This window comes from Pantoea sp. 1.19 (assembly GCF_001922585.1).
In the GTDB taxonomy this organism is placed as follows: domain Bacteria; phylum Pseudomonadota; class Gammaproteobacteria; order Enterobacterales; family Enterobacteriaceae; genus 1-19.
Map to the genome: position 1 here is coordinate 751,095 of NZ_MRBS01000001.1, position 24,732 is coordinate 775,826.

At 61.1% G+C, this 24,732-nt stretch carries 25 protein-coding genes; 10 read left to right on the plus strand and 15 right to left on the minus strand.

Translation table 11 applies throughout. The features are described 5' to 3' along the window. The first annotated feature begins 45 nt into the window (after nt 1-45). Nucleotides 46-747 carry a 4'-phosphopantetheinyl transferase gene (locus tag BS626_RS03730; protein ID WP_075181031.1) on the plus strand — a complete coding sequence of 234 codons (702 nt, stop codon included), beginning with the start codon at nt 46-48 and terminating at the stop codon, nt 745-747. On the opposite strand, the gene manA is transcribed toward BS626_RS03730, so the two are convergent. Both manA and BS626_RS03740 read right to left on the minus strand, forming a co-directional pair. Next, on the minus strand, nt 704-1,948 hold the full coding sequence (gene manA / locus BS626_RS03735; RefSeq protein WP_075181032.1) for a mannose-6-phosphate isomerase, class I: 1,245 nt from the start codon (nt 1,946-1,948) through the stop codon (nt 704-706). The genes BS626_RS03730 and manA overlap by 44 nt on opposite strands. Before the next feature lie 123 nt (nt 1,949-2,071). After that, complete coding sequence (locus BS626_RS03740; protein WP_075181033.1) at nt 2,072-3,967, minus strand: fructose-specific PTS transporter subunit EIIC; 1,896 nt, start codon at nt 3,965-3,967, stop codon at nt 2,072-2,074. Nucleotides 3,968-4,238: 271 nt separating this feature from the next. On the opposite strand from BS626_RS03740, the gene BS626_RS03745 reads away from it, so the two are divergent. Beyond that, nucleotides 4,239-5,087, plus strand: coding sequence for a helix-turn-helix transcriptional regulator (locus BS626_RS03745; RefSeq protein ID WP_083615884.1), 849 nt, complete (start codon nt 4,239-4,241; stop codon nt 5,085-5,087). Here BS626_RS03745 and BS626_RS03750 read toward each other — a convergent pair. Together BS626_RS03750 and BS626_RS03755 are read right to left on the minus strand one after the other, a co-directional pair. Further along, nucleotides 5,079-5,858 (minus strand): PTS sugar transporter subunit IIA, encoded by a 780-nt coding sequence (locus BS626_RS03750; RefSeq protein WP_075181035.1) that lies wholly within the window; start codon nt 5,856-5,858, stop codon nt 5,079-5,081. The genes BS626_RS03745 and BS626_RS03750 overlap by 9 nt on opposite strands. Beyond that, on the minus strand, nt 5,855-6,169 hold the full coding sequence (locus BS626_RS03755; RefSeq protein WP_205949616.1) for a PTS fructose transporter subunit IIB: 315 nt from the start codon (nt 6,167-6,169) through the stop codon (nt 5,855-5,857). The genes BS626_RS03750 and BS626_RS03755 overlap by 4 nt, the downstream gene beginning before the upstream one ends. A 201-nt stretch (nt 6,170-6,370) precedes the next feature. Here BS626_RS03755 and iraP point away from each other — a divergent pair, with 201 nt between their 5' ends. The 3 genes from iraP (at nt 6,371) to uraH (ending at nt 7,865) form a co-directional block, all read left to right on the plus strand. Continuing rightward, nucleotides 6,371-6,718 (plus strand): anti-adapter protein IraP, encoded by a 348-nt coding sequence (iraP, locus tag BS626_RS03760; RefSeq protein ID WP_075181037.1) that lies wholly within the window; start codon nt 6,371-6,373, stop codon nt 6,716-6,718. Between the two features lie 331 nt (nt 6,719-7,049). Further along, nucleotides 7,050-7,382: a hypothetical protein gene (locus BS626_RS03765; protein ID WP_075181038.1), complete on the plus strand. Its 333-nt coding sequence runs from the start codon at nt 7,050-7,052 to the stop codon at nt 7,380-7,382. A gap of 78 nt (nt 7,383-7,460) precedes the next feature. After that, nucleotides 7,461-7,865: a hydroxyisourate hydrolase gene (gene uraH, locus BS626_RS03770; protein ID WP_075181039.1), complete on the plus strand. Its 405-nt coding sequence runs from the start codon at nt 7,461-7,463 to the stop codon at nt 7,863-7,865. 258 nt (nt 7,866-8,123) lie between these two features. On the opposite strand, the gene BS626_RS03775 is transcribed toward uraH, so the two are convergent. Continuing rightward, a complete protein-coding gene (locus tag BS626_RS03775; protein ID WP_075181040.1) occupies nt 8,124-8,468 on the minus strand; it encodes a hypothetical protein in 345 nt (114 codons plus the stop codon). Nucleotides 8,469-8,704: 236 nt separating this feature from the next. Here BS626_RS03775 and BS626_RS03780 point away from each other — a divergent pair, with 236 nt between their 5' ends. Further along, nucleotides 8,705-8,968 (plus strand): hypothetical protein, encoded by a 264-nt coding sequence (locus BS626_RS03780; RefSeq protein WP_075181041.1) that lies wholly within the window; start codon nt 8,705-8,707, stop codon nt 8,966-8,968. Nucleotides 8,969-9,020: 52 nt separating this feature from the next. On the opposite strand, the gene BS626_RS18560 is transcribed toward BS626_RS03780, so the two are convergent. Both BS626_RS18560 and ldcA read right to left on the minus strand, forming a co-directional pair. Further along, nucleotides 9,021-9,191, minus strand: a complete 171-nt coding sequence (locus tag BS626_RS18560) for a hypothetical protein (RefSeq protein ID WP_170870427.1) — start codon at nt 9,189-9,191, stop codon at nt 9,021-9,023. 89 nt (nt 9,192-9,280) lie between these two features. Then, a complete protein-coding gene (ldcA, locus tag BS626_RS03785) occupies nt 9,281-10,225 on the minus strand; it encodes a muramoyltetrapeptide carboxypeptidase (protein WP_075181042.1) in 945 nt (314 codons plus the stop codon). A gap of 259 nt (nt 10,226-10,484) precedes the next feature. Here ldcA and emtA point away from each other — a divergent pair, with 259 nt between their 5' ends. Further along, the gene (emtA, locus tag BS626_RS03790) at nt 10,485-11,111 is read left to right on the plus strand and encodes a membrane-bound lytic murein transglycosylase EmtA (RefSeq protein WP_256374839.1); all 627 of its coding nucleotides are present in this window, start codon (nt 10,485-10,487) and stop codon (nt 11,109-11,111) included. A 2-nt stretch (nt 11,112-11,113) separates the two neighbouring features. On the opposite strand, the gene BS626_RS03795 is transcribed toward emtA, so the two are convergent. Next, nucleotides 11,114-12,262 (minus strand): mechanosensitive ion channel family protein, encoded by a 1,149-nt coding sequence (locus tag BS626_RS03795; protein WP_075181044.1) that lies wholly within the window; start codon nt 12,260-12,262, stop codon nt 11,114-11,116. Nucleotides 12,263-12,446: 184 nt separating this feature from the next. Between BS626_RS03795 and BS626_RS03800 the strand changes: the two genes are divergently transcribed. Then, entirely contained in the window at nt 12,447-13,055 is a 609-nt protein-coding gene (locus BS626_RS03800; protein WP_083615885.1) for a response regulator transcription factor, read from the plus strand. Here BS626_RS03800 and BS626_RS03805 read toward each other — a convergent pair. Beyond that, the gene (locus BS626_RS03805; RefSeq protein WP_139308751.1) at nt 13,049-13,783 is read right to left on the minus strand and encodes a flagellar brake protein; all 735 of its coding nucleotides are present in this window, start codon (nt 13,781-13,783) and stop codon (nt 13,049-13,051) included. The genes BS626_RS03800 and BS626_RS03805 overlap by 7 nt on opposite strands. 394 nt (nt 13,784-14,177) lie before the next feature. Between BS626_RS03805 and BS626_RS03810 the strand changes: the two genes are divergently transcribed. Next, complete coding sequence (locus BS626_RS03810; RefSeq protein ID WP_075181047.1) at nt 14,178-14,426, plus strand: GlsB/YeaQ/YmgE family stress response membrane protein; 249 nt, start codon at nt 14,178-14,180, stop codon at nt 14,424-14,426. A gap of 43 nt (nt 14,427-14,469) precedes the next feature. Here BS626_RS03810 and BS626_RS03815 read toward each other — a convergent pair whose 3' ends face one another. The 3 genes from BS626_RS03815 to cynR all read right to left on the minus strand — a co-directional run bounded on the left by BS626_RS03815 (nt 14,470) and on the right by cynR (nt 19,465). Further along, on the minus strand, nt 14,470-16,587 hold the full coding sequence (locus BS626_RS03815; RefSeq protein WP_075181048.1) for a TonB-dependent siderophore receptor: 2,118 nt from the start codon (nt 16,585-16,587) through the stop codon (nt 14,470-14,472). 212 nt (nt 16,588-16,799) lie between these two features. Next, complete coding sequence (gene treA, locus BS626_RS03820) at nt 16,800-18,440, minus strand: alpha,alpha-trehalase TreA (RefSeq protein WP_075181049.1); 1,641 nt, start codon at nt 18,438-18,440, stop codon at nt 16,800-16,802. 122 nt (nt 18,441-18,562) lie between these two features. Then, nucleotides 18,563-19,465 (minus strand): transcriptional regulator CynR, encoded by a 903-nt coding sequence (gene cynR, locus BS626_RS03825; RefSeq protein WP_075181128.1) that lies wholly within the window; start codon nt 19,463-19,465, stop codon nt 18,563-18,565. Nucleotides 19,466-19,578: 113 nt separating this feature from the next. On the opposite strand from cynR, the gene BS626_RS03830 reads away from it, so the two are divergent. Then, nucleotides 19,579-20,046 (plus strand): nucleoside deaminase, encoded by a 468-nt coding sequence (locus BS626_RS03830; protein WP_075181050.1) that lies wholly within the window; start codon nt 19,579-19,581, stop codon nt 20,044-20,046. On the opposite strand, the gene BS626_RS03835 is transcribed toward BS626_RS03830, so the two are convergent. The 3 genes from BS626_RS03835 to BS626_RS03850 form a co-directional block, all read right to left on the minus strand. Further along, complete coding sequence (locus BS626_RS03835) at nt 20,037-20,465, minus strand: ASCH domain-containing protein (protein WP_075181051.1); 429 nt, start codon at nt 20,463-20,465, stop codon at nt 20,037-20,039. The genes BS626_RS03830 and BS626_RS03835 overlap by 10 nt on opposite strands. An 888-nt stretch (nt 20,466-21,353) precedes the next feature. Further along, entirely contained in the window at nt 21,354-23,000 is a 1,647-nt protein-coding gene (gene fumA, locus BS626_RS03845) for a class I fumarate hydratase FumA (protein ID WP_075181052.1), read from the minus strand. A gap of 165 nt (nt 23,001-23,165) precedes the next feature. Next, nucleotides 23,166-24,677, minus strand: coding sequence for an anion permease (locus tag BS626_RS03850; protein ID WP_075181053.1), 1,512 nt, complete (start codon nt 24,675-24,677; stop codon nt 23,166-23,168). Nucleotides 24,678-24,732 lie beyond the last annotated feature (55 nt).

Genomic DNA, 24,732 nt, shown 5'->3' on the forward strand with positions numbered 1-24,732 from the left:
GCCGCGGCTGAGGATCTCCGCGGCGGTAAAGGAACAGGAGCACGTATGGAAGTGTTAACGCCGCTGCCGCTGCCGCCGGGCTTTCATGCTGAAGGCGTAGTGATCTGTTATGCCTTTCGCCATCGCCCGCCCGGTAGCGCGGCGGGACATACCGCCGGACGGGCATTGCCGGAAGCGCTCCGTCATTGCGCAGCGGCGCGTCAGCGTGATTTCTTGGCAGGCCGCGCCTGTGCGGCGCAGGCGCTGCGCAAGCTGGGCGTTGCGAGTGAGCCGGGACGCGATGCACGCGGCGCCCCCGTCTGGCCGGTGGGCACCATCGGCAGCCTGTCGCATGCCGGTACGCGCGTGTTGGCCTGCGCCGCGCGCGCCGGGAGCGGGCGCGCCGTGGGCATTGATGTCGAACGCATGGCCGGCCCTGAGGCGGTCCGCGCGCTGGAGCACCTGGTTATCCGCGATGACGAACGCTCACTGCTGAGCGCACCACACTGCACGCCAGCGCTGTGCGCCACGCTCATTTTCTCCAGTAAAGAGGCCTGGTATAAATCGCTGCCGGCGCAGGCGCAGCCGGGCAGGGCGTTTGGCGATGTTGCGGTACGGGCTATCGATCGCGACAGCCTGTTTCTGGAGGTGGTTCGCCCCCATGCCGGCTGGCAGGTGGGCGACGGGCTGACCCTCGCCTGGTCTCGCGACGATGACTATGTACTCACCCTGTGTGTACGCACACCGCGCCCGTTGACGGGCCGCTGAAGGTCTGCGCGGCGCGGGCGACCCGTCCGGAAGCGCTCAGCCAGTAGAGGCCGGTGGCGGCCGGGATGAATGCCGACTCACCCCGGGCGAGGATCAGTGGCTGACCGTCGGGAGCGATCAGCGTGGCGCTGGTATCCAGCGCCAGCACTATCTCGGCGCTGACCGGCGTGACTCGCTGAAACTGTGGCTGGTGGAAAATGCCCAGAGCAAAGTCTTGCGCCGGGGTAGGAAAACAGCGCAGCGATCCGTCATCTTTCGGTGTGACCAGCAGATCGGCCGCCGGCGTTGGCTGGAAGCGGGTACAGGCCGCGACGGCCCCCAGATCGCGGTATTTTGGCGTCAGTCCGGCGCGCAGCACGTTATCAGAGCTGGCCATGATCTCCAGCGCGCAGCCGCGCAGGTAAGCGTGCGGCGTGCCGGCGGCCAGGTACATCGCGTCGCCGGGCTGCAGGTTGACAACGTTGAGCAGCAGCGGGGCAAACAGGCCCATATCCTGCGGAGAGGCGACGGCGAGCTGCGCGATCAGCGCCAGCAGCGGATCGTCGGCCCGGCGTCGGCAGCAGGCCATCAGCCCGGCCAGCGCCTGGTTTTTCTCCTCGCCGTCCAGCGCCAGCAACCGGATAAAGCCGTGCGCCAGTCCACCAGCATCCGGATGCTGCGCCAGCGTGCGAACCAGCGGCAGCAGCACGGGCGCATCGATCTGCTGCAGCTGCGCCAGGATCTCCGACAGCGGGCGAAACCCCTGCAGCGCCTGAAACGGCGTCAGCGCATACACCAGTTCCGGCTTATGATTGCGGTCTTTGTACTGCCGCTCCGGCGCGTCCAGTGCGATGCCGGCGGTATTTTCCCGCTCAAACCCTGCGGCGGCCTGCGCCCTGTTGGGATGGACCTGAATGGACAGCGCGTGCTCTGCCGCCAGCACTTTAAACAGAAACGGCAGTTCGCCCCAGCGGTCGGCGGTGGCGGCCGACAGACAGGCGTGAGGATGTGCGGCGATCAGCGCATCCAGCGGCTGCCAGCCGTCGGCGGTCTCCACCTCGGAGGGGGAACTGGGATGGGCGCCCATCCAGAGCTCCGCCTGCGGCTGGCCGGCGGGGTGAACAAGGCCGAACAGCTGCTGAAAGGCGGTGGGACTGCCCCAGGCATAGGTTTTAATCGGGTTACGCAGGCGGTAAAAAGCACGCAGGGCTGGCAAGTTCATGATCGTTAACTCATCGCATAGCCGCACCCCGCCCGCCTGAGCAGCAGCAGGTGGGGAAGCGGTAAAAGGGTAGGGGAGGCACCGCGCGGGTGCCGACAGAATGAAACCGTGACGCCGGAGGGGTTAGCCGACGGCGGGCCGCTGGGCCGGACGACGCAGCCGCTTCAGCAGCAGACAGATCGTGGCGGTGACGAGGGCGCCGCAGGCCATACACGCCAGTGCCCACAGCGGCCGGTTGATGGCGCCGAGCAGGGCCACGACCGGACCGCCGTGGGCGACACTGGTGGTCAGTCCGAGCTGAAAAGCCAGCACGGCAGCGACCATTGAGCCGAGTACGTTGGCCGGGATCACCGCGACCGGATCCTGGGCTGCGAACGGGATTGCCCCTTCGGAGATGCCGACCAGCCCCATCGCCCCCGCCGCTTTACCGGCTTCCAGTTCGGCGCGTTCAAACAGCTGCCAGCGACGGCCGGCGACCGTCGCCAGGGCCATGCCCAGCGGCGCAACCGGAATGGCGCAGGCCATTGCCCCCATAAACTGCGTCTGACCGCTGGCAATCATGCCGACGCAGAACAAAAAGGCGACTTTGTTGAAGGGACCGCCCATGTCGAAACCGGTCATGCCGCCGAGCACCACGCCCAGCAGCAGCAGATTGCCGCTGCTCAGGCTGGTTAACAGCGCCGTTAAGTGATCCATCAGGCTGGCAATCGGAGAGCCAATAACAAACATAAACAGCGCGGAGATAAACAGCGTGCCGGCGATGGGGGCAATCATGATCGGCACCAGCGGCTGGATATATTTGTGGTAGGGGAAGCGGGTCAGCCAGCGCACGAAATAGCCCACCAGCAGGCCGGCGATCATCGCGCCGATAAATCCGGTACCGGCGCTGGCGCCGTAGAATTCGCCATGATTGGCTATCCAGCCACCGATGAGCCCCGGAGCCAGCGCGGGACGATCGGCGATCGCCCAGGCGATATAGCCGGCGAGGACCGGTATCATCAGGGTGAATGCGACCGCCCCCACGTCCAGTACCTTCTGCCACAGGCTTCCGGATGGAATCGCCATCCCCCCGGGCGAGGGAACGCCGCCCAGCGCCAGCGCCAGCGCAATCAGCAGGCCCCCGGTCACCACCAGCGGGATCATGTGGGAGACGCCATTCATCAGATAGCGATAGAGCGCGGCGCGCGCAGCCGGTTTCGCCGCAGTCGGCGTGCCGGCGCTGCCGCCGGCGCGCCAGATCGGGGCGCTGAGCGCCTGCTGAATCAGCCCGCGAGCGTCGCGGATGGGCGCTTTGACCCCGGTGGACACCAGACGCTTGCCGGCAAAGCGATCCAGCTCGACCTGCTTGTCACAGGCAACAATGATCGCGTCGGCCTCGGCAATCTCCGTCGCGCTGGGGCTGTCCTTCACCCCGATTGAGCCGTTAGTCTCCACCTTGATGCGGTAGCCCAGTTCGGCAGCGCCTTTGGTGAGCGCTTCGGCGGCGAGGTAGGTATGTGCAATTCCGGCCGGGCAGCCGGTCACGCCGATCAGCAGGCCGCGCGTCGCGTTTGCCGGGTCGATGGCCTGAGGGCGGTGGCTGAACAACGTCAGCGCGTCGGCCGGGGTGGCCGCCGCCAGCAGCTGCGCCATAAAGCCCGCTTCGATCAGCCGCGAAGAGAGCGCGGCCAGCAGTTCAATGTGCTGATTCGCGCCCTCTGCCGGCGAGGCGATCAGGAAAAATAGCCGGGAGGGTTGACCGTCCTCTGCGCCATAATCGATGCCGCGGCGGTGAATCCCCAGCGCCACCGCCGGACGGCTTACCGCCGCGCTTTTGGCGTGCGGCAGCGCAATGCCATCATCAAAGCCGGTATTGCCTAAGGCTTCACGCGCGGCCACGTCGGCGAGAAATTGTGCCGGATCGTGCAGGCAGCCGTCCGCCGCCAGCAGCGCCGTTAATTCCTGCCAAACGCCCGACTTATCCGTGGCCTGAAGATCCAGCGTTATCAAACGTTCATTAATGAGTTCATCAATCTGCATGATTCCTGTCCGGTAGGGGGGGGTTACTGGCCATTGTGGCGGGCTCAGCTCAGGGGGTGAAGTGTATTTATCATGCATTTACTGGACGATTGTATCGGTATAAATAAGCTGTGATCTGTGTCGTTCTTTTTTATGACTAACGTCGCAACACCCCGCTTTCACCTTATATTGTGAGGCGGGAACTGCAGAGTGAACGCTAAGTATATCCTGATGATGCGCGGCAAAAATTCATCCCGACCACGGTGCACGAAAACAATTAAGGAGGGTGAGGGTGAGCGACGTTTTCAGCCATCTAATCAGCGCATTTATTGATGAGCAGATTTGCCAGCGGCTGTGGTTTGCCAGCGATCAGGGCACGCCACCGGCCTTTAGCTATCAGGTTAACTTTCCCCGCCTGGAACTGGTGCTGAAAGGGGGGTGCGAGCACCTTATTCAGACCCCCCGCGGTGCAATGCTGATTGAGATGCAGAGGGGGGATCTGCTCTATATTCCGCCTAACTGCTGGAACCAACCGCAGTGGATGGCCGACTGTTCCGTGCTCAGTTTACTGTTCGGGCGCCGACAGCTGGGATGCAGCTTTTTCTCAAAGCGTAAGGACGAAACGGGTTTTTTTGACGTACAGAAGCACAGTATCCCATCCCGCACCGGCCATGCCCTGGACAATATATTAGACAGCCTCAATACGCTGGCGCGAGAGGAGCAGAAATATCCGACAGATCGTTATTTGGTAATGGCGCTATTGAGTTACGCCTTGACCATGTTAAATCAACCGATTTCCTCACCGGTAAAACGCAGTGAGGATCGCTATCAGGGGATTTGTATTTATATTCAGGAGAATTTTCATCGCGATTTACACCGCGAACATATAGCCAGCAGATTTAATATCTCTGCTAATCATTTATCCAAACTGTTTCGTCAGCAGGGACATATGACGCTGGCGGATTATATTATCTGGGTGCGCATCGACCGGGCGAAATTTATGCTGAAGAAGTACTCCTTCCGGTTGGAGGAGGTGGCGATGCGCTGCGGTTTTCACGATGTCAACTACTTTCACCGGGTGTTTAAGGCGCGCACCGGCATCACGCCATCGGAGTATCGCCGCCGCCAGCGCTCAGGATAAGGGAGAGTGGCCGTGGGCCATGGCGTGCAGCACCAGCGCCAGCGCCGTCGCCTCGTGCTCAGCATCATGCAGCAGCTGCGGGTGGCGATCGGCAATCAGCCAGCGGCTGAGGCGCGTCACCGCCGCCGCCTGCGGGCGAGAGAGCGGTGCGGGAAGAATGACCGCCAGTACGCTACGCACCGGTTCGCGCGCCTGCCAGTCAAGCGCGGCGCTCAGCCGCAGCGCGATCAGCGTGGGCAGGCCGACCGCGTGGCTGACTACGTGGGGAAAGGCCAGCTGGCCGGGCAGGGCGGTGGCCGATACCGCCTCGCGGGCCGCCAGCTGTGCGGTCAGCTCGGCGGCCTGCGTTGGCGCGGCCAGCGCGGCAATGTGCGCCAGCGCGGTGGGCTTATCGCCCGGATTCGCGCCCTGCAGGCAGTGCCAGCGCCAGGGAAAGGGTTGGGCAAAGGCCGGATGCTGCTGCCAGAGCGGGTGTGCGGGAGGGTGGTGCAGCGGCGTCACGGGGGTAGCGCAGTCAAGCAGGTAATTGGCCAGTACGCGGCAGAGCGCATCAGCGTCGCGCCCCTCGATGGCCAACTGGCAGAAGTCGTGTGGCTGGCAGCCAAGAGTGAGGCACGCCAGCGTATGGCTTAGCGGTGCCTGCTGGTTACGCGTGAAATTAATCAGTATCACCAGCGATTGGAACCAGCCGGTCAGCTGAGCCATCTGCTGCAGACGCCAGCCGTCCAGCCCGGCGGGCGCAATCACAAAACTGAGGCGGCTGACGATCATCGGTGCGCCAGCAGGCGATCGAAGACGTGGGCCACGTTGGTGAGCACCTGCTCAATCGACACCCGCAGCGTATCGCAACCGCTGAAGCGGTCAGGCGCGTCGATGGCGATATCCGAGGCGATCAGACGCCGATCGGCGTGGATGATTTCGCTGGCGCTGAGCGCAGACTCTACGCCCATTGCGCCCTGAGTCTCCACCTGAATCCTCAGGCCGCGCCGCTGCGCTTCGCGCTGCAGCAGCTCGGCGGCCATATAGGTGTGGGCAATACCGGTTGGACAGGCGGTAACCGCGACGATTTTCATGCCAGTCATTTCCTCTCAGGCGCAGATGCGTCAGCTTAGCACCCGCGCGGCGGGCAACAAAGCGCCGTTCGCCACCAGCGCCTGCGGCGTCACGGAAAAGGCAATACGGCGTTGAAGAGCGGCGGCCACCGGTAAAAAAAGTGCCGTCGGGCGAGGTGTTGCCGCACGCGCTCTGAGGTAAGATAGCACCATCACCCGAAGGAGATCAGAATGAAAAACGTCATTTTTGGCATGCTGGCAAAAATTTCAAAGATGGACGCCGAGGCGAAGCAGCTCACCGCGCAGGTTGAGGCGCAGGCCCTGCTGCTGAGCGCGCTGGTGCTCACCGTTAGCCATAAAGGCGGCGTGGAGCAGATGGTCGAAAGCGTGAATAAAGCCATCAATTCTGTTCTGGCGTCGTCGGACGATATTGTCAAGTCGGACGCGGAACTCCTGCTGGGCGAGTTTCATGAGCTGCTCAGCGTCACCCGGCTGATCGAACAGGCCGACAGCGAGCTTGATCAGGAGGCGCTGACCAGCCTGAGTGACGAAACGACCCCACCAACATTGCCGGAATAAACTGGCGATATCAAACCTTCCTGTTCTTAAAACGCGCCATCGCTGGCGCGTTTTTTTGTGGAAAAGGCGCAGTGGCGCGGCCTTAATCCTTAACAACGGTAAGTTGTTTAATTTAATATTCCGGCAGATGAGATGCGCAGACAGGCGATAATTTTAACTGCATGATTTGCATCATTTTTATATTTTATTGTTTTTTATTTATTTTTCTTCTCAGGCTGGTAATGGGCTATCGATCGTTTAAAACGATCAATTGGCCGATAACGATCTGTTAAAACGATTGTCTTTCCTTTTTCCGACGTGATTACATTCCCCCTTCCAGGGAGGAGGCGTGATGAAAATAAGTTTTAATGCCATGGTATTTATGATTGTGTTAGTGGGGCTGCTGGTGCTCACGGTGATTACCCTGAGCCGCCTGCTGGCGGGCGAAGCGAGCAGCGTGCGATCGCTTCCGCGAACCGTACCGGACAGCGGCGAGCGGCTGGCGCTGCGCTTCGTCTGCCAGCCCGGCGGTGAGACGGTCAGTCAGCGTGACCTGCTACGCTATCTGAGTCGCCCCGGGGAAGTGCAGTGCGTTACCCGGGGGGGAGACAACCGCTGGCAGGTCACCCGCACCCGCCCACAGCGACTCGCTGAACTGCGCGGCGAAGACATGCCAAAATCCTAACATTTTCGTGATACCTGAGCGGTGTGGCATTCCTGTGCTACTGTTAGCCATATTGTTAGCAATCCAGGAGACATCACAATGAAGCGTTTTATTCCCGTACTGTTGGCTGCCATGAGCGCCTCCGCCTGGGCGGCCGACAGCGGTAATCCGCTGAGCGTGCACGTTCTGAATCAGCAGACCGGTCTGCCCTCGCAGGGGGTGGTGGTCGATCTTGAACAGCAGCAGGGTTCCGGCTGGGCCCGCCTGGCGGAAGGTAAAACTAACGCCGACGGTCGCATCGGTGCCCTCTGGCCGCAGGGAAAACCGATGACGAAGGGGATCTATAAAGTGACCTTCCATACCGGTGAGTACTTTAACGCCCAGCAGCAGGCGAGCTTCTTCCCGGAGGTACCGGTCATTTTTGAGGTCACCGACGTTAACCAGCACCTGCATATCCCGCTGCTGCTCAGCCAGTACGGCTATGCCACTTATCGCGGCAGCTGATTTTCCAGCCGGCGCTTAGTGGATAGCGGGCGCGTGAATCACGCGCCCGTTTTGCGTTTCCGCGCCGCTTACCGGACGGCGGGTTGCTCCGTACTGGAGCGTCGGTAATGCCGGCCGGCAGCGCAATTTCGCGCCCGGGCAGCGGCGGCACCGCACCCGACTGGCCGATCTGGTCGCACGCGGGCCGGCAGTTTCGCTCGTCGGCTTCGGGGGCGGCACGCCGTCGGGCGGGGAGGCGACACCGCCCGGAATCGGGGTCTATGGCGAGGGGCAGACCCAGGTTATCATGCGGTCTTCGCGGGCGCTGGCGAGGCGAAACTGGGTGTCAGAGAGACGCTGGGCGAGATAGCCCTCGCGGGTCACGCTGGCGGGAAGATACAGTAGCCGGTTGGCCGAATGCAGCGGACCGCTCTCCAGCGTGAGACCGTCGCCGCGGACGGTAAAGTGATCCACGCGATCGACGATGTGCACCGCAGAGATGCCGACGGTCTGGCCGGCCAGCGTGCTGACCTCGCCGCGGCACAGCTTGCCCTGATAAGGCGACTGGCAGCCGATCAACAGCAGGCCTGGCAACAGAAGCAGGGCAGAGCAGGAACGCGTCATTGGCAAACTCGCAGTGAGGGAACAGGCAAGGTGTTATCACTGTAGACCCGGACGACCAATTTGTCCGCCCGGGACGGCGTGATGCGGCATGTTTTTATTTTTATTTCAGCATATTATCTCACAAAATATCCAGATTACGATTATTCCTAATGATAGTGACGAATTCTCTACTATTATTACTGGTGTCGCGCCAAAAACGCGCTACATTTCACTATAAGATACAATAAGGATGCAGCATGAGTGATACTGAACTGAAAACGAAAGAAGATTATCTCCGTGATGTTGCCTCGCAGCTTAAAGAGATGCGTCACTATGCGGAAAATAATACCGAGACGCTGTCTGCACACTGGCTGGCCTTTGATGCCGGCGACTATAAAGACCAGCCGCTGGCGACGCGATTTAACGATCTGCTGAATTTGCAGGGCAAACTGCACAAAGAGATCGAGTCGGTCATTCAGGACATTGAGATCCAGATTAACCAGGCCGAACAGGACGCGTAATATCACGCGTTGAGGAGAAACGGGAGCCCACGGGCTCCCGTTTTTCGTGGCTTCAGCGGTGCACTTCCCCACACAGCAGCACGACCTGCGGACGCACCTTGTGAATGCGGTCCGCCATTGCCTGGCAGGCGGCTTCGGTGGGATAGATCCGCTCCGATACCGGTAGCGCCTCACAGGCATCATGACCACAGGCGCTGACGAGCAGTACGAAACCAATCAACATACGTCTCTCCTTGCGTCTTTTCAGTCATGATATTCAGTTTAGGTGTTTTTTCGCCGGACGACGAGTACCGCACGTGCCCGGCGGTCCTTTCAGCGTAACCAGGGGTAGCCAGACAGCGCCAGCTGCGCCTCGCCAGCGCTGACCCACAGCGCGGCCTGCGCGCCCAGCGGCAGGGTGACCGTATCGGCCTCGTGACCAAATGCCAGACCGGGCACCACCGGTACGCCGCTGCGCCGGCTGATGGTTTGCCAAACGTTATCCAGCGAATAGCCGTTATCGTAGGCCGTCAGCGCCCCGCCGCTGAAGCTGCCGGCAACGATTGCCCGCTGCTGCGAGAGTACGCCGGCGTCGAGCAGCTGCAGCAACATCCGCTCAACGCGGAACGGGTGCTCATTCACATCCTCGATAACCAAAATGCCTGCGCTGACCGGCGGCAGCCAGCGGGTGCCGACCAGCGAAGCGATCATTGCCAGATTGCCCCCCCACAGCTGGCCTTCGACGCTCAGCGCATCGGCGGACGTTGTCCAGCGCAGCGTGGTTTCCGGTTGCGCGATCAGCTGCCAGAAATGCCGTTCGGTAAACGCCGAACGGACCTCGGCACCGAAATTACCCGCCAGCATCGGGCCACTGAAGGTCACCAGCTGGCTGTGGCGCAGCAGCGCCAGCTGGACGGCGGTAAAATCGCTGTGGCCACAGAGAATGACCGGCCGGTGACGCAGCCGGGCGCGCAGCGCGGGATAGTCGATGTCCGCCAGCAGCCGGCTGGCGCCATAGCCGCCGCGCACCGCCAGCGCAATGTCCGGCAGCGGTCCGTGCGCCAGCCCGTTAAGATCCGCCAGCCGCTCTGCATCCTCGCCGGCAAAGCGCAGCCAGCGTCGCGCAACCACCTCGCGCTGTTCTATGCGGTGGCCAGCATCTTCCAGGCGAGCAATACCGCGCGCGGCGGCCTCGGCGTGCTGACACCAGCCGGAGGGGGCGATCAGCCGCAGCGTGCGCGGCGTCGGGGGAGATGCGTGGAGCGTGAGATCGGTCATAGCAAGCCTCGTGGTGGTAGCCCGTCGGGCCGCCATCGCCGCCGCTTGGCAACGGATTGGCGACGCCGGCGGCAAATATATCCGGTCGTGTCCGGCACTTTTTTCTTTTATGCGGTCAAATTTTGCTGATAATGACGAAAAGCAGCGGCGATGTCACGGGGTGAACCACCAGGCCCTTTTTCAGACAACCGGTAATGGCGGCGTGACGTCTCATCCCCTACGATGCCCGGGCAGGGCACTCCCCGAGGATAAGGATAACGTGAAAAAACGATCGTTGATGGTATGTGCAGTACTGCTGGCTGGATGCGCCAGTGAGCCTCCCCCCCAAAAAGTGGTTGAGCGCAATACGCCATTAATCCAGGCACCCCCGAGCGAAATCCAGCAGGCCTGGTCGCTTTTCACCGAAACAGCGTCCCGTCAGTACGGGGTCGATGAAAAGCTGATCAATGCGATTATTACCGTTGAGTCCGGGGGCGATCCCCGCGCGGTGAGTAAATCGAACGCGGTGGGGCTGATGCAAATCAAAGCCGCCACCGCCGGACGGGAAGTGTACCGCGTGCAGGGACGGGGTGGGCAGCCCAGCAGCCACGAGCTGCGCGATCCGGCGCGAAATATCGATATTGGTACCGCCTATCTCCGCATACTGCAGGAGACGCAGCTGGCGGGGATCCGCGATCCGCGCACGCTGCAGTATGCTACCATCGTCGCTTACGCCAACGGCGCCGGCGCGCTGCTTCGCACCTTCTCATCCAGTCGCGAGCGTGCCATTGCCATGATCAATGCCATGTCGCCGGAGGATTTTTACCAGCATGTGCAGACCAAACATCCGGCGGCGCAGGCGCCCCGCTACCTGTGGAAGGTGACGACCGCTTACCGTAACATCTGACTTCACTGACGCCACGCTTGCGCCGTTCGCGGGGGCTGGGCGTTGGGCAGCTCCCCGCTATCGCCGCCGACCACGCTGAGCGGTGGAAAGGTTCCACCGGTAAACGTCACCTGGCGGGTGGGGAAGGCAAAGCGAATGTCATGCGCCTGCAGCTCGGCCATCAGCTGCAGGTTGATCTCTTGCTGAATATCCATGTAGCGGGTGTAATCCGCCACGGTGACAAACCACACCACTTCGAACGTCAGCTGGTTCTCCTCAAAAGCAAAAAAATGCGCGCGATCAAAGCGGGCGTCGGGTTGCCTCGTAATAATCTCTTTAATCATCCCACTTACCTTACGGACCGCCTCTGGCGGAGTGGCGTAGGCAATTCCAAAGCGAAACAGAATTCGACGCTCAGCCATACGCTTGTAATTGTGGATGGTTTGCTGCAGCAGCAGGGTATTGGAGCAGATCACCTGCTCCCCACTCAGGCTGCGCAGACGGGTGGTCTTCAGACCTATGTGCTCAATCGTGCCGGAGACATCACCAAAAACAATAAAGTCGCCCTGTTCAAACGGTTTATCGAAACCGATCGCCAGCGAAGCAAACACATCACTCAGCACGGTCTGTATTGCCAGCGCGATCGCAATACCCCCGACACCGAGACTGGCCACCAGTGCGGTAATGTTCACGCCCATATTGGAGAGAATCGCCAGCGCCACCATCACCCAAATCACCAATCGCAGCATCAGGCCCAGAATCACCGTGGTGACCGGGTTGCGCGGCGAGTGAGTGGCGTTCAGCAGTCGGGTGAGCCAGATACGTACGGCGGCGTCGGCCCACAGCGCCAGCTGCAGCATCAGCACAATAAACCAGCCGTGCGCCACGATCGTCTGCCAGCGATCGGGCAGCGTCACCAGATTGAGGGCAATCATCAGCGACAGCAGCAGCAGGATAACGCGACGGGTACTGCGTAAGATTTCGCCGAACAGCGCCGAGGCCGTGCTGCGACGGGCGCGATCGGGGTGGGTGATGCGGCGCGAGGCGAAACCGATCGCCCCGCGCAGGATAGCGTATAGCGCCAGCGTGGCGCCCAGCACCAGCAGCAGGTGAAGCCAGAAGGTATGGCTAAGCAGGCGGGCAATCAGTGACGACGAGAGCCAGTTTTCCATCGGGGAAATCCTCTTAGGTCAACGGGTAAGCAAAAAAATGAACCTCAAGCCTGGCGCAGTTTGGCGCGGTGCGCCAGCCGGTGCGAATCAGACTCGTCTTACAACCACTGAAGATTGCGCTGAGTGTCGACAGCGGCAGAAGCTGCGACAGTGACGCGCTACAGCACAATGCAGAGACGAAAAAATGAAAACAGTGATGATCATGGATGCGCAGCAGTTGGTGATTGTCGGATTACGTGCGCTGCTGGTGCCCGGCGGAACGCAGGTGCAGTCGGTGGAGAGCGTAAGCGAACTTTTCTTTCGGCTGCATCAACAGCTGCCGGACCTGCTTATCATTGAGCCGGTGGGGCAGCAGGAGGAGATTCCGGCGCTGCTGGTGCGCCTGCGCCGACTGTTTCCCGAGCTGCGCGTGGTGATCTTTTCTCAGTCAAACGGCGACTTTTATCTCCGTCTGTCGCGCCGGCTGGGCGTCGGAGGCTATCTGAGCAAAATGCTGCAGCTGGACGAACTCTACCGAACGCTGGCGCGGATTGCCGGCGGCGACGGATTCCAGTGTCCGCGGCCTCCCAGTCAACACTATCCGCAGGATGCGGCCGGCCTGGCCAGGCTCTCGCGCCGCGAGCTGTATGTCCTGCGGCAGTTCGCCCGCGGTAAAGCCATCCAGCACATCGCCCAGGAGCTGGCTATCAGCAATAAGACCGTCAGCGGTTACAAAATGCGGCTGCTGGCCAAAATGTCCGTGTCGCGCACCGGGGAGCTTATCGCCATTGCGTGGCGCAACGGTGTCTACTGAAAGCGTCGGGCCTTATCGTGCGCCTGCCGCTCCAGGGCAAAAATAGCCTGCTGTAGCCAACGGGTCCGGGCGGGGTCGAGCGCCCGGAAGCGAAAACTCAGCCGCGGCGTGACCCGGACAGCATTTTTGCTGTCGACTATCCGATGTTCGCTCACGGCCACCAGCTGTGCATCGGCCGTAAAGTGGCCAAATTCGGCCAGATGGATGGTCAGGGAGGCCAGCAGGTCACCGGGCTGTAATTCCGCCGGCAGCCCGCCCGGACAGAGGGTGCCAATGCCGCCCAGCGACAGATCTTGCAGGCGCAGCTGACAGGGGCTGCCGTCCGGCCAGCGGCCATGGCAGGTCATGGCCGGGAACAGCGGCGCGCTGACGCGAAAATATTCTCGCCGCTGGATAGCCCACAGCCTGTCCGGCAGCGGCGCCTGAAACGCGGGCAGGGCCTCAAATTGCGCGGGGTGCAGGCGCGGCAGGATAACGTGGATTCGCGCGTCGCGGGTATCGGCGGCGATCGCTATCTGCCGGGCCGCCAGCACCCGCTGGTTATCGTCGGACCGGCTGCTGTAATCCAGCATAACACCCTGCGGATCGGCGCCAAGCAGGCGGCTGATAAACTGTCCGTGCGGGTAGCTGACTCGCAGCGGCGCGTTGCTGCGCAGGATATCCCGTAACGCCGCCAGCACGGCGAGGGGGGCGCGCTTCAGGTATTGCTCATTGTCATCAGGGTGCACTGCCGGCTCCATGCAAGGGAAAGCGGTGGGTCGCTGTTGGCCTGCTATCGGCAGCCCGGCGGCGAACTTTAGGTGAGTGCGGGAAATTTTTGCTGAAAAGTTTAGATTCAAATCACAGAGTTAGAATCTTCTCCTATACTGAGAACGACAACGATTTTTCTACCGGTGCCTGGCACCTTTAAGGAGAAAACATGTTCACAACCTCTCTTTCGCGTAAACGCGCAGCGCGTCCGTGCGGCTGCCCGTGGATGGGATCGGTCCGCGATGACCTTCAGCGTATGGCGTCAGATTCTTGCCGCTGCATTCAGCGTCATCCGGTTGCTGCCGCCGGCGCCGTCGCGCTGGCTGGGTTGGTCGTGGGTTTATTACTCAGTAAAAAATAAGGAGCTGTAGCATGGGCATTCTGTCCTGGATTATTTTTGGTCTGATCGCCGGTATCATTGCGAAGTGGATTATGCCGGGCCGCGATGGGGGCGGATTCATTATGACCGTGATCCTCGGCATCATCGGTGCCGTGGTGGGGGGATGGATCAGTACGCTGTTTGGTTTTGGTAAGGTCGATGGCTTTAACTTCGGCAGCTTCATGGTGGCCGTCGTTGGCGCGATCGTCGTGCTGTGGATTTACCGTAAAGTGAAGAGTTAACCTGCCGGGCGGGGATCGCTCCCCGCCCATTGCCCGCCGGATTTTAGAAATCGTAACCGACGCTGGCCACCACCGATCGCTCCGCGCCCCAGTAGCAGTAGCCCGTGCCGTAACAGGCCGCCACGTAATCCCGCCCGGTCAGGTTGTTCGCGCTCACCTGTACCCAGCCGCCTTTCAGGCTGCGATTCCAGCTGCCGAGGTCCGCGCGCACAGAGGCATCCATCAGCGTAACCGAGGGCACCCGCTGCGTATTCTCATTGTTGGCCCACTGCTTGCCGAGGTAGCGGACGCCGACGCCGGTGCGAATACCGTAATCGAACCGGTAATTCACCCACAGCGACGCCATGGCGTTTGGCGTCACGTACGGCGTGTGACCATCATTTCCATCGACGGCGTCTTTAAAGCGCACGCGGCTCACGGTGACGTTGGCAAGGCTGCTCAGGCGGTCGGTCAGCTGATTATTTGCCGACAGCTCAACCCCTCGCGAATGCACTTTGCCGACCGGCACATAGTAAGAGCCGACAATCTCGCGGCTGCCGACATTTTTCTGCGTCAGATCGTAGAGCGCCAGCGTATAGAGATCGCGGGTGCCAACGGGCTCATATTTGAGGCCCGCCTCGATCTGTTCGGCGGTGGTCGGCTTCAGCAGCTGGCCGTCTTTACCGGAGAGCGCCTGCGGCGTGATCGCCTGGCTCCAGCTCAGGTAGGGGGATACGCCGTTGTCGAAGGCATACAGCAGCGCCGCCCGACCGCTGACGTGATCGTCCTGGCGCCGATTCTTCACGTTGGTGTCGTAGCTCAGACTCTCAGAGGTAATGCGATCGTAGCGTCCGGAGAGATCCAGATGCCAGCGCTGCCAGACCATCTCATCCTGCAGGTAGGTGCCGGCCTGATAATAGCGACGGTTGTTGTGCGCAAAGGTGTAGCTTTGGCGGGGACCGATGGCCTGGCCGGTACTGACGTCCAGCTGATTCGCCATGCCGCTGGCGTCCCACAAATCGTTTTTATAAGTGTGGTATTCGCCGCCCAGCACCACTTTGTGCGCCAGCGCGCCGGTGTCAAAGCGCGCCTCCAGCTGGTTATCGATGGCAAAAGCGTCCAGCGACGAGCGAGAACCGGAGTAGTAGCGGTTCAGCACATTGGCGCCGGGGCTCACCCAGCCGATTTGATAGACCTGATCGAGATCGACGTTGGAGTGCGCATAGCTGGCATTCGAGCGGAATGACCAGGTATCGTCAAAGCGGTGTGAAAACGCCAGACTGTAGATCTGCTGATGACGCTTGAACTGATCCAGCCCGCTGTCACCGTCGTAAAAACCGGTGCTGAGCTTATCGCCGTTATGCTGATAGAGACTGCCGTCGCCCGGAACGGCGCTGTGATAGCCGCCGGAGGGATCTTTTTGCAGATAGGCTTTCAGCAGCAGCGAAGTGTCGGCGCTTGGCTGCCACAGCAGCGAGGGAGAAAGGGCATATTTTTCTTCGCGGGTGTGATCGTACTGGGTATCGCTGTTGCGGGTGATGCCGGTCAGGCGAAACGCCAGCTGATCATTAATCGCGTCGGTATAGTCAAAGGCCACGCCCTGGCTGTTGTGATTACCGGCGTACGTCTGCACGTGACCTTCGCGGGTAAAGAGCGGATTTTTTGAGGTTTCCATCACCAGCCCGCCCGGTACCGTCTGGCCATACAGGGCCGAAGAGGGACCGCGAATCACGTCAATACGCTCAAGGAACCACGGATCCACCTGCAGCACATTATAGCTGCCCGGATCGCTCATCAGGCGCAGGCCGTCTAGGAAGATATTGTCCACGTCGCCGCCGTGGAAGCCGCGCAGCGACACGGTGTCGTAGCGGCTGGCGGCGCCGCCGAAGTTAGTGAAGGTGCCGGCGGTGTAATTCAGCGCCTGGTTGACGGTCATCGCCCCCTGATCCTGCATCTGCTGGCGGGTAATCACCGAAATCGACTGCGGCGTAGTGATAAGCGGCGTATCGGTCTTCAGGGCGCCGCGGCTGGTACTGGCCTGCCAGCCGGTCGTGGGGGCATCGGCCGAATCCGCCGCACGGGCGGTCACTTCCAGGGTCTCTTCAGCCAGCACGGCGGAGGGCAGCGTTAAGGCGAGCGCGCACAGCAGAGACGAACGCTTCAGGGGAAAAGCTCGGTTCATTGTATTACCCATGACAACATGTGTGGACGAAAACCGTTCGGCGCACTGCGGTGCGGCAGGCGGAAACGGTAAGGATTATGATAACTCTAATGAGAATTATTATCTTTTAGTAAAATAGTTGCAAGCTGATATTTTATAAGGGAATACGCGCGGAATAAGTGGGGATTTAGCGGCAAAGAGGCCGGCGGCATGGCCGCCGGCCTCTTTGCCGCTCACTGCGCGGCGGCGTGCAGATCGCTGACGTTATTACAGGTAGTGTCCGGCGGGCAATATTTATCTAACAGTTTTAGCGTGACGCCGTTGGTCCAGCCAAAGCCATCCTGCAGGGGATATTCGCCGCCGCCACCGCCGCCACCGCCGTCAACCACGTATTTCTCGACCAGCTTATGTTCCTTTTCCCAGGTCTGCTGCACGTTATTGAGGAAGCGCATCGCGATGTCGCGCGCCAGCGCCGGCTGATGATAGCGCTCCAGCCCCTCGACCGCGACCCACTGTAGTGGGGCCCAGCCGTTCGGGGCGTCCCACTGCTGGCCGGAATGGAGGGTGGTGGTCAGCAGGCCACCGGATTTTAGCAGCTGTTTACCGACGGCATCGGCAGTACGATCGGCGCGATCGGCACTGGCGACCTGCAGCCACAGCGGGAACAGGGTGGCCGCAGTCAGCTGCTGACGCAGCGCCTGCCGCTCCCAGTCATAATCGGCATACCAACCGGCGCGGGGATCCCACAGCACGCGGTTAATGGCCGCCTTGCGCCGCTCTGCTGCCTCGCGGTAGCGCTGCTGCGCCGCGCGATCGCCGTTTAGCCCGCTGGCTCTGGCCAGCGCCTGCTCCTGGTGATAGAGCAGGGCATTAAGATCTACCGGGATAATCTTCGTGGTGCGGATGCTGCCCAGCTGCTGTGGGTCGCTAAACCAGCGCGAGCTGAAGTCCCAGCCTGACGCGGCGCCGGCGCGCAGATCGCGATACAGCTCCGGCCGATTGCGCTGCGGGGTGGCGTTGGCCGTGGCGATGTCATCCATCCAGGATTCGGTACGCGGAACATCGCGATCGTCCCAGTAGCGATTGAGCACGGTGCCATCGGGCAGTTTCACCACCCGGCGGCTGGCGCTGCCCGGGGCGAGGCGATCGGCATCGGCCATCCAGTAAGCATATTCGGTTTGCAGCGCCGGCAGATAGCGGCGCCAGATCTCATCGCCGCCGTGTTGGGCCAGCAGCTCAACCATCAGGCTAAAAAACGGCGGCTGCGAGCGGCTCAGGTAGTAGCTGCGGTTGCCGTTAGGAATATGGCCGTAGGTGTTCAGCTCGCTGGCAAAGTTATCCACCATGTTCTGGACGCTCTCCCAGCGGCCGCTCTCGGCGAGGCCGAGCAGGGTAAAGTAGCTGTCCCAGTAATATACCTCCCGAAACCGGCCGCCCGGCACCACATAAGGCTGAGGCAGCGGCAGCAGAGAATCGTACGGATCCACCTCGCGGGTGGTGCGGCTCAGCACCGGCCACAGGCTGTTAATGTGTTCACGCAGGCTTTGTCCCGGAGGCGGCACCCACGCCTGACTGGCCTGCGGCAGGGTAAAGTTGGTGGTGACAAAGCGCTTTAAATCGAAGTTGTGCTGCGTTTTTTGCATCTGCCAGTCGGCGAGGATCGCCGTGGGATCGCCATTTGGGATGGCATCGGCGAACGTTTTCTGATCGGGGAACAATTTAGCGGCCTGCACGGCGTTAAACAGTGGGCCGAAGCGCACATCCGGCGGCGTCGGCTGATCATTCAGCCTATGCTCGCCGGCGCCGGCGCCGCTGACGCTCAGGGCCGCGGTTAGCACCAGCGCCAGCGCGGTGACGCGGATCAACTTCTGCATAGTGGTCTCCTTAACCTGCGCTCGGCACCGTTCATCGCGATAAGTGGCTGAGCATCCTGAAAATCGTAGACCACCTTCGGGGCTGTGCCTGCTTTTTGCCCGGTTATGTGACGCAACGCGAATCAGTGGCCGGGGGGACGGAGCGCGCGCTGTGCGAGGTGGTGCGTCAGCAGGTCGATCAGCGCCAGTGCTGCTGCCGACGGCGGTGACTGGGGCGCGCGCAGCAGCACCACGGTACGCATCAGCACGCCAGGCATTAGCGGCCGCACGCACAGCATCGGCCGATCGACCGCCAGCGAGGCCGGCAGCAGCGTGGCCAGTTCGCCGTGGCTGACCAGCGCAATCAGGCTGCTGACCGCGTTGCTCTCCAGCTGAATCTGCGGCTCAATGCCGTGACGCTGCAGGCAGCGATCAATCTCCATGCGACTGGCAAAGCTGCGATCCAGCAGCGCCAGCGGCAGGTCGTGCAGCGCACGCAGCGGGCAGGGCGTCGCCGCGGCGAGAGGATGCCGGTCATTGACCACCAGCGCGAGGGTCTCCTCATACAGCGGCTGCTGGTTCAGCTGCGGATGTTCCCCGCCGGCATAGCCGAACGCCAGATCCAGCTCGCCGTGACGCAGCCGCTGGGCGCTCTGCTCCTGCGATTGTTCCTCAAGCGTCAGCGTGATGCCCGGCCACGCGCGGTGATACTCCGCGACCAGCGGACCAATCAGTGACGCGGTGAGCGTGGGAGGAAAGGCGAGGCGCAGTGCGCCGCGGCGCAGGTCGTCCAGCTCGCGCAGGCTGCGCTCGCCTTGCTGCAGCTGGGCCAGCGCCCGGCGGGCATAAGGCAGGTAAGCTTCTCCGGCGGGCGTCAGCCGGATCTGCCGTCCGCTGCGGTCAAACAGCGTCGCCGCCAGCTGCTGCTCCAGCAGGCGGATCTGTTGGGATAGCGCGGGCTGAGAAACATACAGCGCCGCCGCCGCGCGGGTGAAACTTTGCTGGTCGGCAACGGCGAGAAAATAGTGCAGGGCACGTGACAGCATACCGGCATGACCCATAAGAAAAGTGAATAGCGATAATTATAATTCACACTTTTATCTTATGGCAGCGGCGCACTACGCTTACCGTGACATTTTCTTAGGCTAAGGAGCCCGTGATGGACCCGATTACGCGTACAATTGAACTGGCCATGCAAAACGTTGAAGCGGGCGGTCGCCCCTTCGCCACCGTTATCATGCGTCACGGTGAACTGATTGCTGAAAGCGCCAATCAGGTGGCACAAACTCAGGATCCGACCGCCCACGCGGAGATCCTCGCGGTGCGCGCCGCCTGTCAGCGGCTGGGCACCGAAAATCTGACCGACTGTGAGATCTATATTCTCGCCAGCCCGTGCCCGATGTGCCTCGGTGCGCTCTATTACTGCAGCCCAAAGCGGGTAACCTATATCACCACCCGTGAAGAGTATGTGCCTTACTACCGTGACGATCGTAAATATTTCGAGCTGGAAACGTTTTACGACGAGTACAGCAAGCCGATTGCCGAGCGGCGGCTGCCGATGGTGAAGCACGCTCACCCGGAGGCCATTAAGGTGTATCAGCGCTGGCAGACGCTGAATCAGGACTGAGCGTTGGCGCGTACCACCGACACCAGCCTGAAGGTGGTGTAAACCAGCTCCATTTCTTCCGAATAGGTCCCCTCGCGGCGGAAAAAGTCGCGATGGGCCGCCTGCCAGTGACGCAGAGTGCGATCGCCTTCCCCCTCCAGCGCCGCCAGCGCTTCAGACATGTCGCAAAAGCGAATCAGCCCCTGCGAATGGATGCGAATCACGCACACGGGAAGATCGGCGCTGTTGAGCACAATATGGTAGCTACCGACGCGCAGCGGAGCCTGTTGCAGATCCGCAGCCAGTGAACCGCTGGTGGCGGTTTTTATGCCGCGCACCACCAGGTTAGCCAGCGTGTCCATCAGCTCGGGGGTGTCGCCAAACGCCCACGCCTGAGCGTCGGGATACTGCTGTAAGAGCGCTTCAACAGAAGGAGACATCGGGATTTCCTTATACAATTAAGGCTGCAGATAAACGAATGCGACGCTGTTGGTAGTCATGCGCAGCGGCGACCCTTGAAGCCCGCAATTGTGCACAGATTAATGCGGACTGTCATCCTGATAACGCCCACTGAGCCAGGGTTACGATGCCGGTAACGGGAGACTGAACGATGCACCTTTACAGTCGCGATGTTGGCGAAAGGGAGGCGATACCCGGCACGCTGGCTTACGCCGTGCCGGACGCCAGCAGCCCTATCGCGCTGTGATAATCTTACTCCTCATCTGGCCGGGGATGACGTTCCGTCTGACGCGTGATTTCTGGTGCTCACTGCACCGATCCCGACGCCTGCTGCCGGCCCGGTGATGTCAATCAGGCGGGAAAGACGGTCACTGCTGACCTGTCGCGGGTAACGTTTTACCCGCGGATTTAACTGGATATTCCGCCTGCGAGGCGGCACATCGCACGCGGTAAATACGCCAGCAGTAGTACCGCGCGGGGCAAATCCGCACCGGCGCCGGTGGGGAACTGCACCACGGAATAAACGGCTTCACTGACGGATTTAAAGGTGATGCTAAGAGGGAGGGCGTTTGCTACGGCTACGATGGCCCCTGCCACCGTGAAATGATGAACTGACGCCGCGCGATATCTTCACCCCCTACGCCATGGATCGCGACCGGCTCGATGTGGCGGCGAGCTGACCCGAGATAATGTGATGCAAGCCCTTAAGCAGGGGAAGATACTGGCGTCAGCGTCGCTGACCCGTCTCTATTCGCTGATGCCCAATCGCTAACGTCCTTTGCGGCCACGGTGTGCGTCAGCGCCTCCCGCGCCCCGGAAGGCCGGCCGTTCGACAGGCCAAAAAAAGCCCCGCGGTGCGGGGCAGGGGATCACTTCACGCAGGCCGCGCACTGGCCGTCGCGGATCTGCTGGAAAAAGTCATTGCCTTTATCATCCACCAGAATAAAGGCCGGGAAGTTTTCCACCTCGATTTTCCAAATCGCTTCCATACCCAGCTCCGGATATTCCACGCACTCGAGGCTTTTGATGCTCTGCTGCGCCAGTACCGCCGCCGGACCGCCAATGCTGCCAAGATAGAAGCCGCCGTGTTTGTGGCAGGCATCGGTGACCTGCTGGCTGCGGTTGCCCTTTGCCAGCATGATCATGCTGCCACCGTTGGCCTGCAGCTGATCGACGTAGGAGTCCATACGCCCGGCGGTGGTTGGACCGAGTGAGCCGGACGCGTAGCCTTCTGGCGTCTTGGCCGGACCGGCGTAGTAAATCGGGTGATCTTTCACATACTGCGGCAGCCCCTGGCCATTATCCAGACGCTCTTTCAGTTTGGCGTGGGCGATATCTCGCGCCACAATGATGGTGCCGCTGAGCGACAGGCGGGTAGAGACCGGATACTGGGACAGCTGCGCCAGAATATCGGCCATCGGGCGATTCAGATCGACCTGCACCACGTCGCCTTCACCCTGCTGACGCAGCTCCGCGGGAATGTATTGGTCCGGATTTTGCTCCAGCTTCTCCAGCCAGATACCGTCGCGGTTGATTTTGCCCTTGATGTTGCGGTCGGCGGAGCAGGAAACGCCCATGCCTACCGGGCAGGAGGCACCGTGGCGCGGCAAGCGGATCACGCGGATATCGTGGGCGAAGTACTTGCCACCAAACTGCGCGCCGAGGCCGAGGTTCTGCGCCTCCTTGAGCAGTTCCGCTTCCAACTGCAAATCGCGAAATGCCTGACCGTGCTCGTTACCTTCGGTGGGCAGGGTGTCGTAATAGTGCGTTGACGCCAGTTTCACCGTTTTCAGCGTGCTCTCCGCAGAGGTGCCGCCAATGACAAAGGCGATGTGGTACGGCGGGCAGGCCGCGGTGCCCAGTGAGCGCATCTTCTCGGTCAGAAAGGCTTTCAGCTTACCGGGGCTCAGCAGCGCTTTGGTTTCCTGATACAGATAGGTTTTGTTCGCCGAGCCGCCGCCTTTGGCGATACAAAGGAATTTGTATTCGTCGCCGTCAACGCTGTAGAGATCGATCTGCGCCGGCAGGTTGCTGCCGGTGTTCACCTCGTTGTACATATCCAGCGCGGCGTTCTGCGAATAGCGCAGGTTATCTTCAATATAGGTGTTGTACACCCCGCGCGACAGTGCCGCCTCGTCACCGCCGCCGGTCCAGACGCGCTGGCCTTTTTTACCCATGATGATCGCGGTGCCGGTATCCTGGCAGGTCGGCAGAATACCCTTAGCCGCAATTGCTGAATTACGCAGAAACTGCAGCGCCACGTAGCGGTCGTTCTGGCTGGCTTCCGGGTCATCAAGAATGGCGGCAACCTGCTTCTGGTGCGCCGGGCGCAGCATAAAGGAGGCATCATGGAAGGCGTGCTGCGCCAGCAGCGTCAGCGCCTGAGGGTCGACCTTCAGCACTTCCTGGCCGTCAAATTCGGCCACTGAGACGTAGTCGCGGCTCAGCAGGTAGTACTCGGTATCCTCAGGGGCAAGAGGGAAGGGGTTCTGATAATGGAAAGGTTTATTCGACATGTTCTCTCACTTAATGACCGGTTGCCGCTGCCCGCCAGGGGAAACGCACAACATCATTGGCGACGTTTCATCGTTGTTATGCCCGCCCGCCGCCGGAAGCGACGGTCGGGTGGGGGCATGGTATAACACTACGTTAACATCTGCACGCGCTCAGGCGCCATTTCCTCAGAAGATCATTACCATCCACGGATAGGCGATCAGCATCATGGTCAGCAGGAAGAAGCCGCCAAACAGGGTGCCCAGCCGCCAGTAATCTTTGGTTGGCAGGTAGCCGCTGCCGTAGTAAATCGGGCTGGGGCCGGTACCGTACGGGGTAATGATGCCCATTACCCCGAGGGAGGTGCACATCATCAGGCAGAAGACCGGCATATTAATCCCCGGGATCGCCGCAGCAATGGTCAGCATCGCCGGCAGCAGCGCGGTGGTGTGCGCGGTGGTGCTGGCAAACAGATAGTGCAGCAGGAAAAACGCCACCAGCAGCACCACCGCCGAGACCTGCGGATCGTAGCCTTGCAGCAGCTGGCCTCCCTCTTTGCCCAGCCAGGCGATAAACCCGACCCGGGCCAGACCGTCGGCCAGCGCCACCAGGGTGGCAAACCAGGCGAAGGTGTTCCACGCGGCTTTATTATTGGTGATGTCACTCCAGTTCAGTACCCGGGTCCACAGCATCAGCACAATCACCAGCAGCGCGGCCATCGCCGGCTCAATCCAGGCTGTGGCGAAAATCCACATCAGCAGGGCGCAAACCACAAATATCAGCAGCAGGATCTCATTTCGCGACAGCCTGCCAAGCTTCTCCAGTTCACTGCTGGCCCAGCGTGGTACCTCGTCGTTGAATTTCACTTCCGGTGGATAGAGCCAGTAGGCCAGCAGTGGCATGGTCAGTATCAGCAGCACGCCCAGCGGCAGGAAGGCGATAAACCACATGCCCCACGAAATATCAAAGCCCACCACGCTCTTCACCAGCGCCAGCGCCAGCAGGTTTGGCGCCAGCGCCGACAGGAACATCGAGCTGGTGATACAGGCGGCGGTGATCGCTACCCACATCAGATAAGAGCCGATTTTACGCGCGCTGGGATCGTTGGGCTTGGAGCCGTACAGCGGCGGCAGGTTAGCGATGATCGGATAAATGGTGCCGCCGCTGCGCGCGGTGTTGGAGGGGGTAAACGGCGCCAGCAGCAGGTCGGCAAAGGTGATGGCGTAGCCGAGCGTCAGGCTGCGGCGCCCAAGGTATTTAACCAAAATCAGCGCCAGACGACGGCCAAACTGCGTCTTGTCATAGCCGGCGGCAAACATGAAGGCGCCGAAAATGAGCCAGACGGTGGAGTTACCAAAGCCACTCACCGCCCACTTAAACGACTGGGCCGCCGGCTTGAATGCCGGGTTAGCCAGCTCGGCGGGGCTGAACAGCAGCCACTGGTTAAACAGGGCAATCACCACTACCCCGGTCAGGCCGATCACTGCGCCGGGCAGCGGTTCAAAGATCAGGCCAACAATGACCCCGACGAAGATGGCAAAGAAGTGCCAGGCGTGGGGAGCCAGGCCCTCCGGAACAGGCACCAGCAGCAGCACAACGCTGACCAGCACCGGAAGAAACAGCAGAAACAGACTTTTTTTCGCGCCGGCCGCGGCGGGTGGTGCGGCGGCAGGAGCCTGCGTGGAGGTAGGTGTTTTCATGGGCGTTATCTTCAGTAATTGAGAACCGTGTTGTCTTTCCGCCGGTAATGGCAAT

Excerpts from the sequence above, each read along its gene's own strand:
- BS626_RS03830 (WP_075181050.1), top strand. The coding sequence starts at position 19,579 with ATGGACCCGATTACGCGTACAATTGAACTGGCCATGCAAAACGTTGAA.
- BS626_RS03850 (WP_075181053.1), bottom strand. The coding sequence starts at position 24,677 with ATGAAAACACCTACCTCCACGCAGGCTCCTGCCGCCGCACCACCCGCC.
- fumA (WP_075181052.1), bottom strand. The coding sequence starts at position 23,000 with ATGTCGAATAAACCTTTCCATTATCAGAACCCCTTCCCTCTTGCCCCT.
- ldcA (WP_075181042.1), bottom strand. The coding sequence starts at position 10,225 with ATGACCGATCTCACGCTCCACGCATCTCCCCCGACGCCGCGCACGCTG.
- BS626_RS03815 (WP_075181048.1), bottom strand. The coding sequence starts at position 16,587 with ATGAACCGAGCTTTTCCCCTGAAGCGTTCGTCTCTGCTGTGCGCGCTC.
- uraH (WP_075181039.1), top strand. The coding sequence starts at position 7,461 with ATGAAGCGTTTTATTCCCGTACTGTTGGCTGCCATGAGCGCCTCCGCC.
- BS626_RS03730 (WP_075181031.1), top strand. The coding sequence starts at position 46 with ATGGAAGTGTTAACGCCGCTGCCGCTGCCGCCGGGCTTTCATGCTGAA.
- iraP (WP_075181037.1), top strand. The coding sequence starts at position 6,371 with ATGAAAAACGTCATTTTTGGCATGCTGGCAAAAATTTCAAAGATGGAC.
- treA (WP_075181049.1), bottom strand. The coding sequence starts at position 18,440 with ATGCAGAAGTTGATCCGCGTCACCGCGCTGGCGCTGGTGCTAACCGCG.
- BS626_RS03780 (WP_075181041.1), top strand. The coding sequence starts at position 8,705 with ATGAGTGATACTGAACTGAAAACGAAAGAAGATTATCTCCGTGATGTT.
- BS626_RS03800 (WP_083615885.1), top strand. The coding sequence starts at position 12,447 with ATGAAAACAGTGATGATCATGGATGCGCAGCAGTTGGTGATTGTCGGA.
- BS626_RS18560 (WP_170870427.1), bottom strand. The coding sequence starts at position 9,191 with ATGTTGATTGGTTTCGTACTGCTCGTCAGCGCCTGTGGTCATGATGCC.
- cynR (WP_075181128.1), bottom strand. The coding sequence starts at position 19,465 with ATGCTGTCACGTGCCCTGCACTATTTTCTCGCCGTTGCCGACCAGCAA.
- BS626_RS03755 (WP_205949616.1), bottom strand. The coding sequence starts at position 6,169 with ATGACTGGCATGAAAATCGTCGCGGTTACCGCCTGTCCAACCGGTATT.
- BS626_RS03810 (WP_075181047.1), top strand. The coding sequence starts at position 14,178 with ATGGGCATTCTGTCCTGGATTATTTTTGGTCTGATCGCCGGTATCATT.
- BS626_RS03775 (WP_075181040.1), bottom strand. The coding sequence starts at position 8,468 with ATGACGCGTTCCTGCTCTGCCCTGCTTCTGTTGCCAGGCCTGCTGTTG.
- BS626_RS03795 (WP_075181044.1), bottom strand. The coding sequence starts at position 12,262 with ATGGAAAACTGGCTCTCGTCGTCACTGATTGCCCGCCTGCTTAGCCAT.
- BS626_RS03740 (WP_075181033.1), bottom strand. The coding sequence starts at position 3,967 with ATGCAGATTGATGAACTCATTAATGAACGTTTGATAACGCTGGATCTT.
- BS626_RS03750 (WP_075181035.1), bottom strand. The coding sequence starts at position 5,858 with ATGATCGTCAGCCGCCTCAGTTTTGTGATTGCGCCCGCCGGGCTGGAC.
- BS626_RS03765 (WP_075181038.1), top strand. The coding sequence starts at position 7,050 with ATGAAAATAAGTTTTAATGCCATGGTATTTATGATTGTGTTAGTGGGG.
- manA (WP_075181032.1), bottom strand. The coding sequence starts at position 1,948 with ATGAACTTGCCAGCCCTGCGTGCTTTTTACCGCCTGCGTAACCCGATT.
- BS626_RS03835 (WP_075181051.1), bottom strand. The coding sequence starts at position 20,465 with ATGTCTCCTTCTGTTGAAGCGCTCTTACAGCAGTATCCCGACGCTCAG.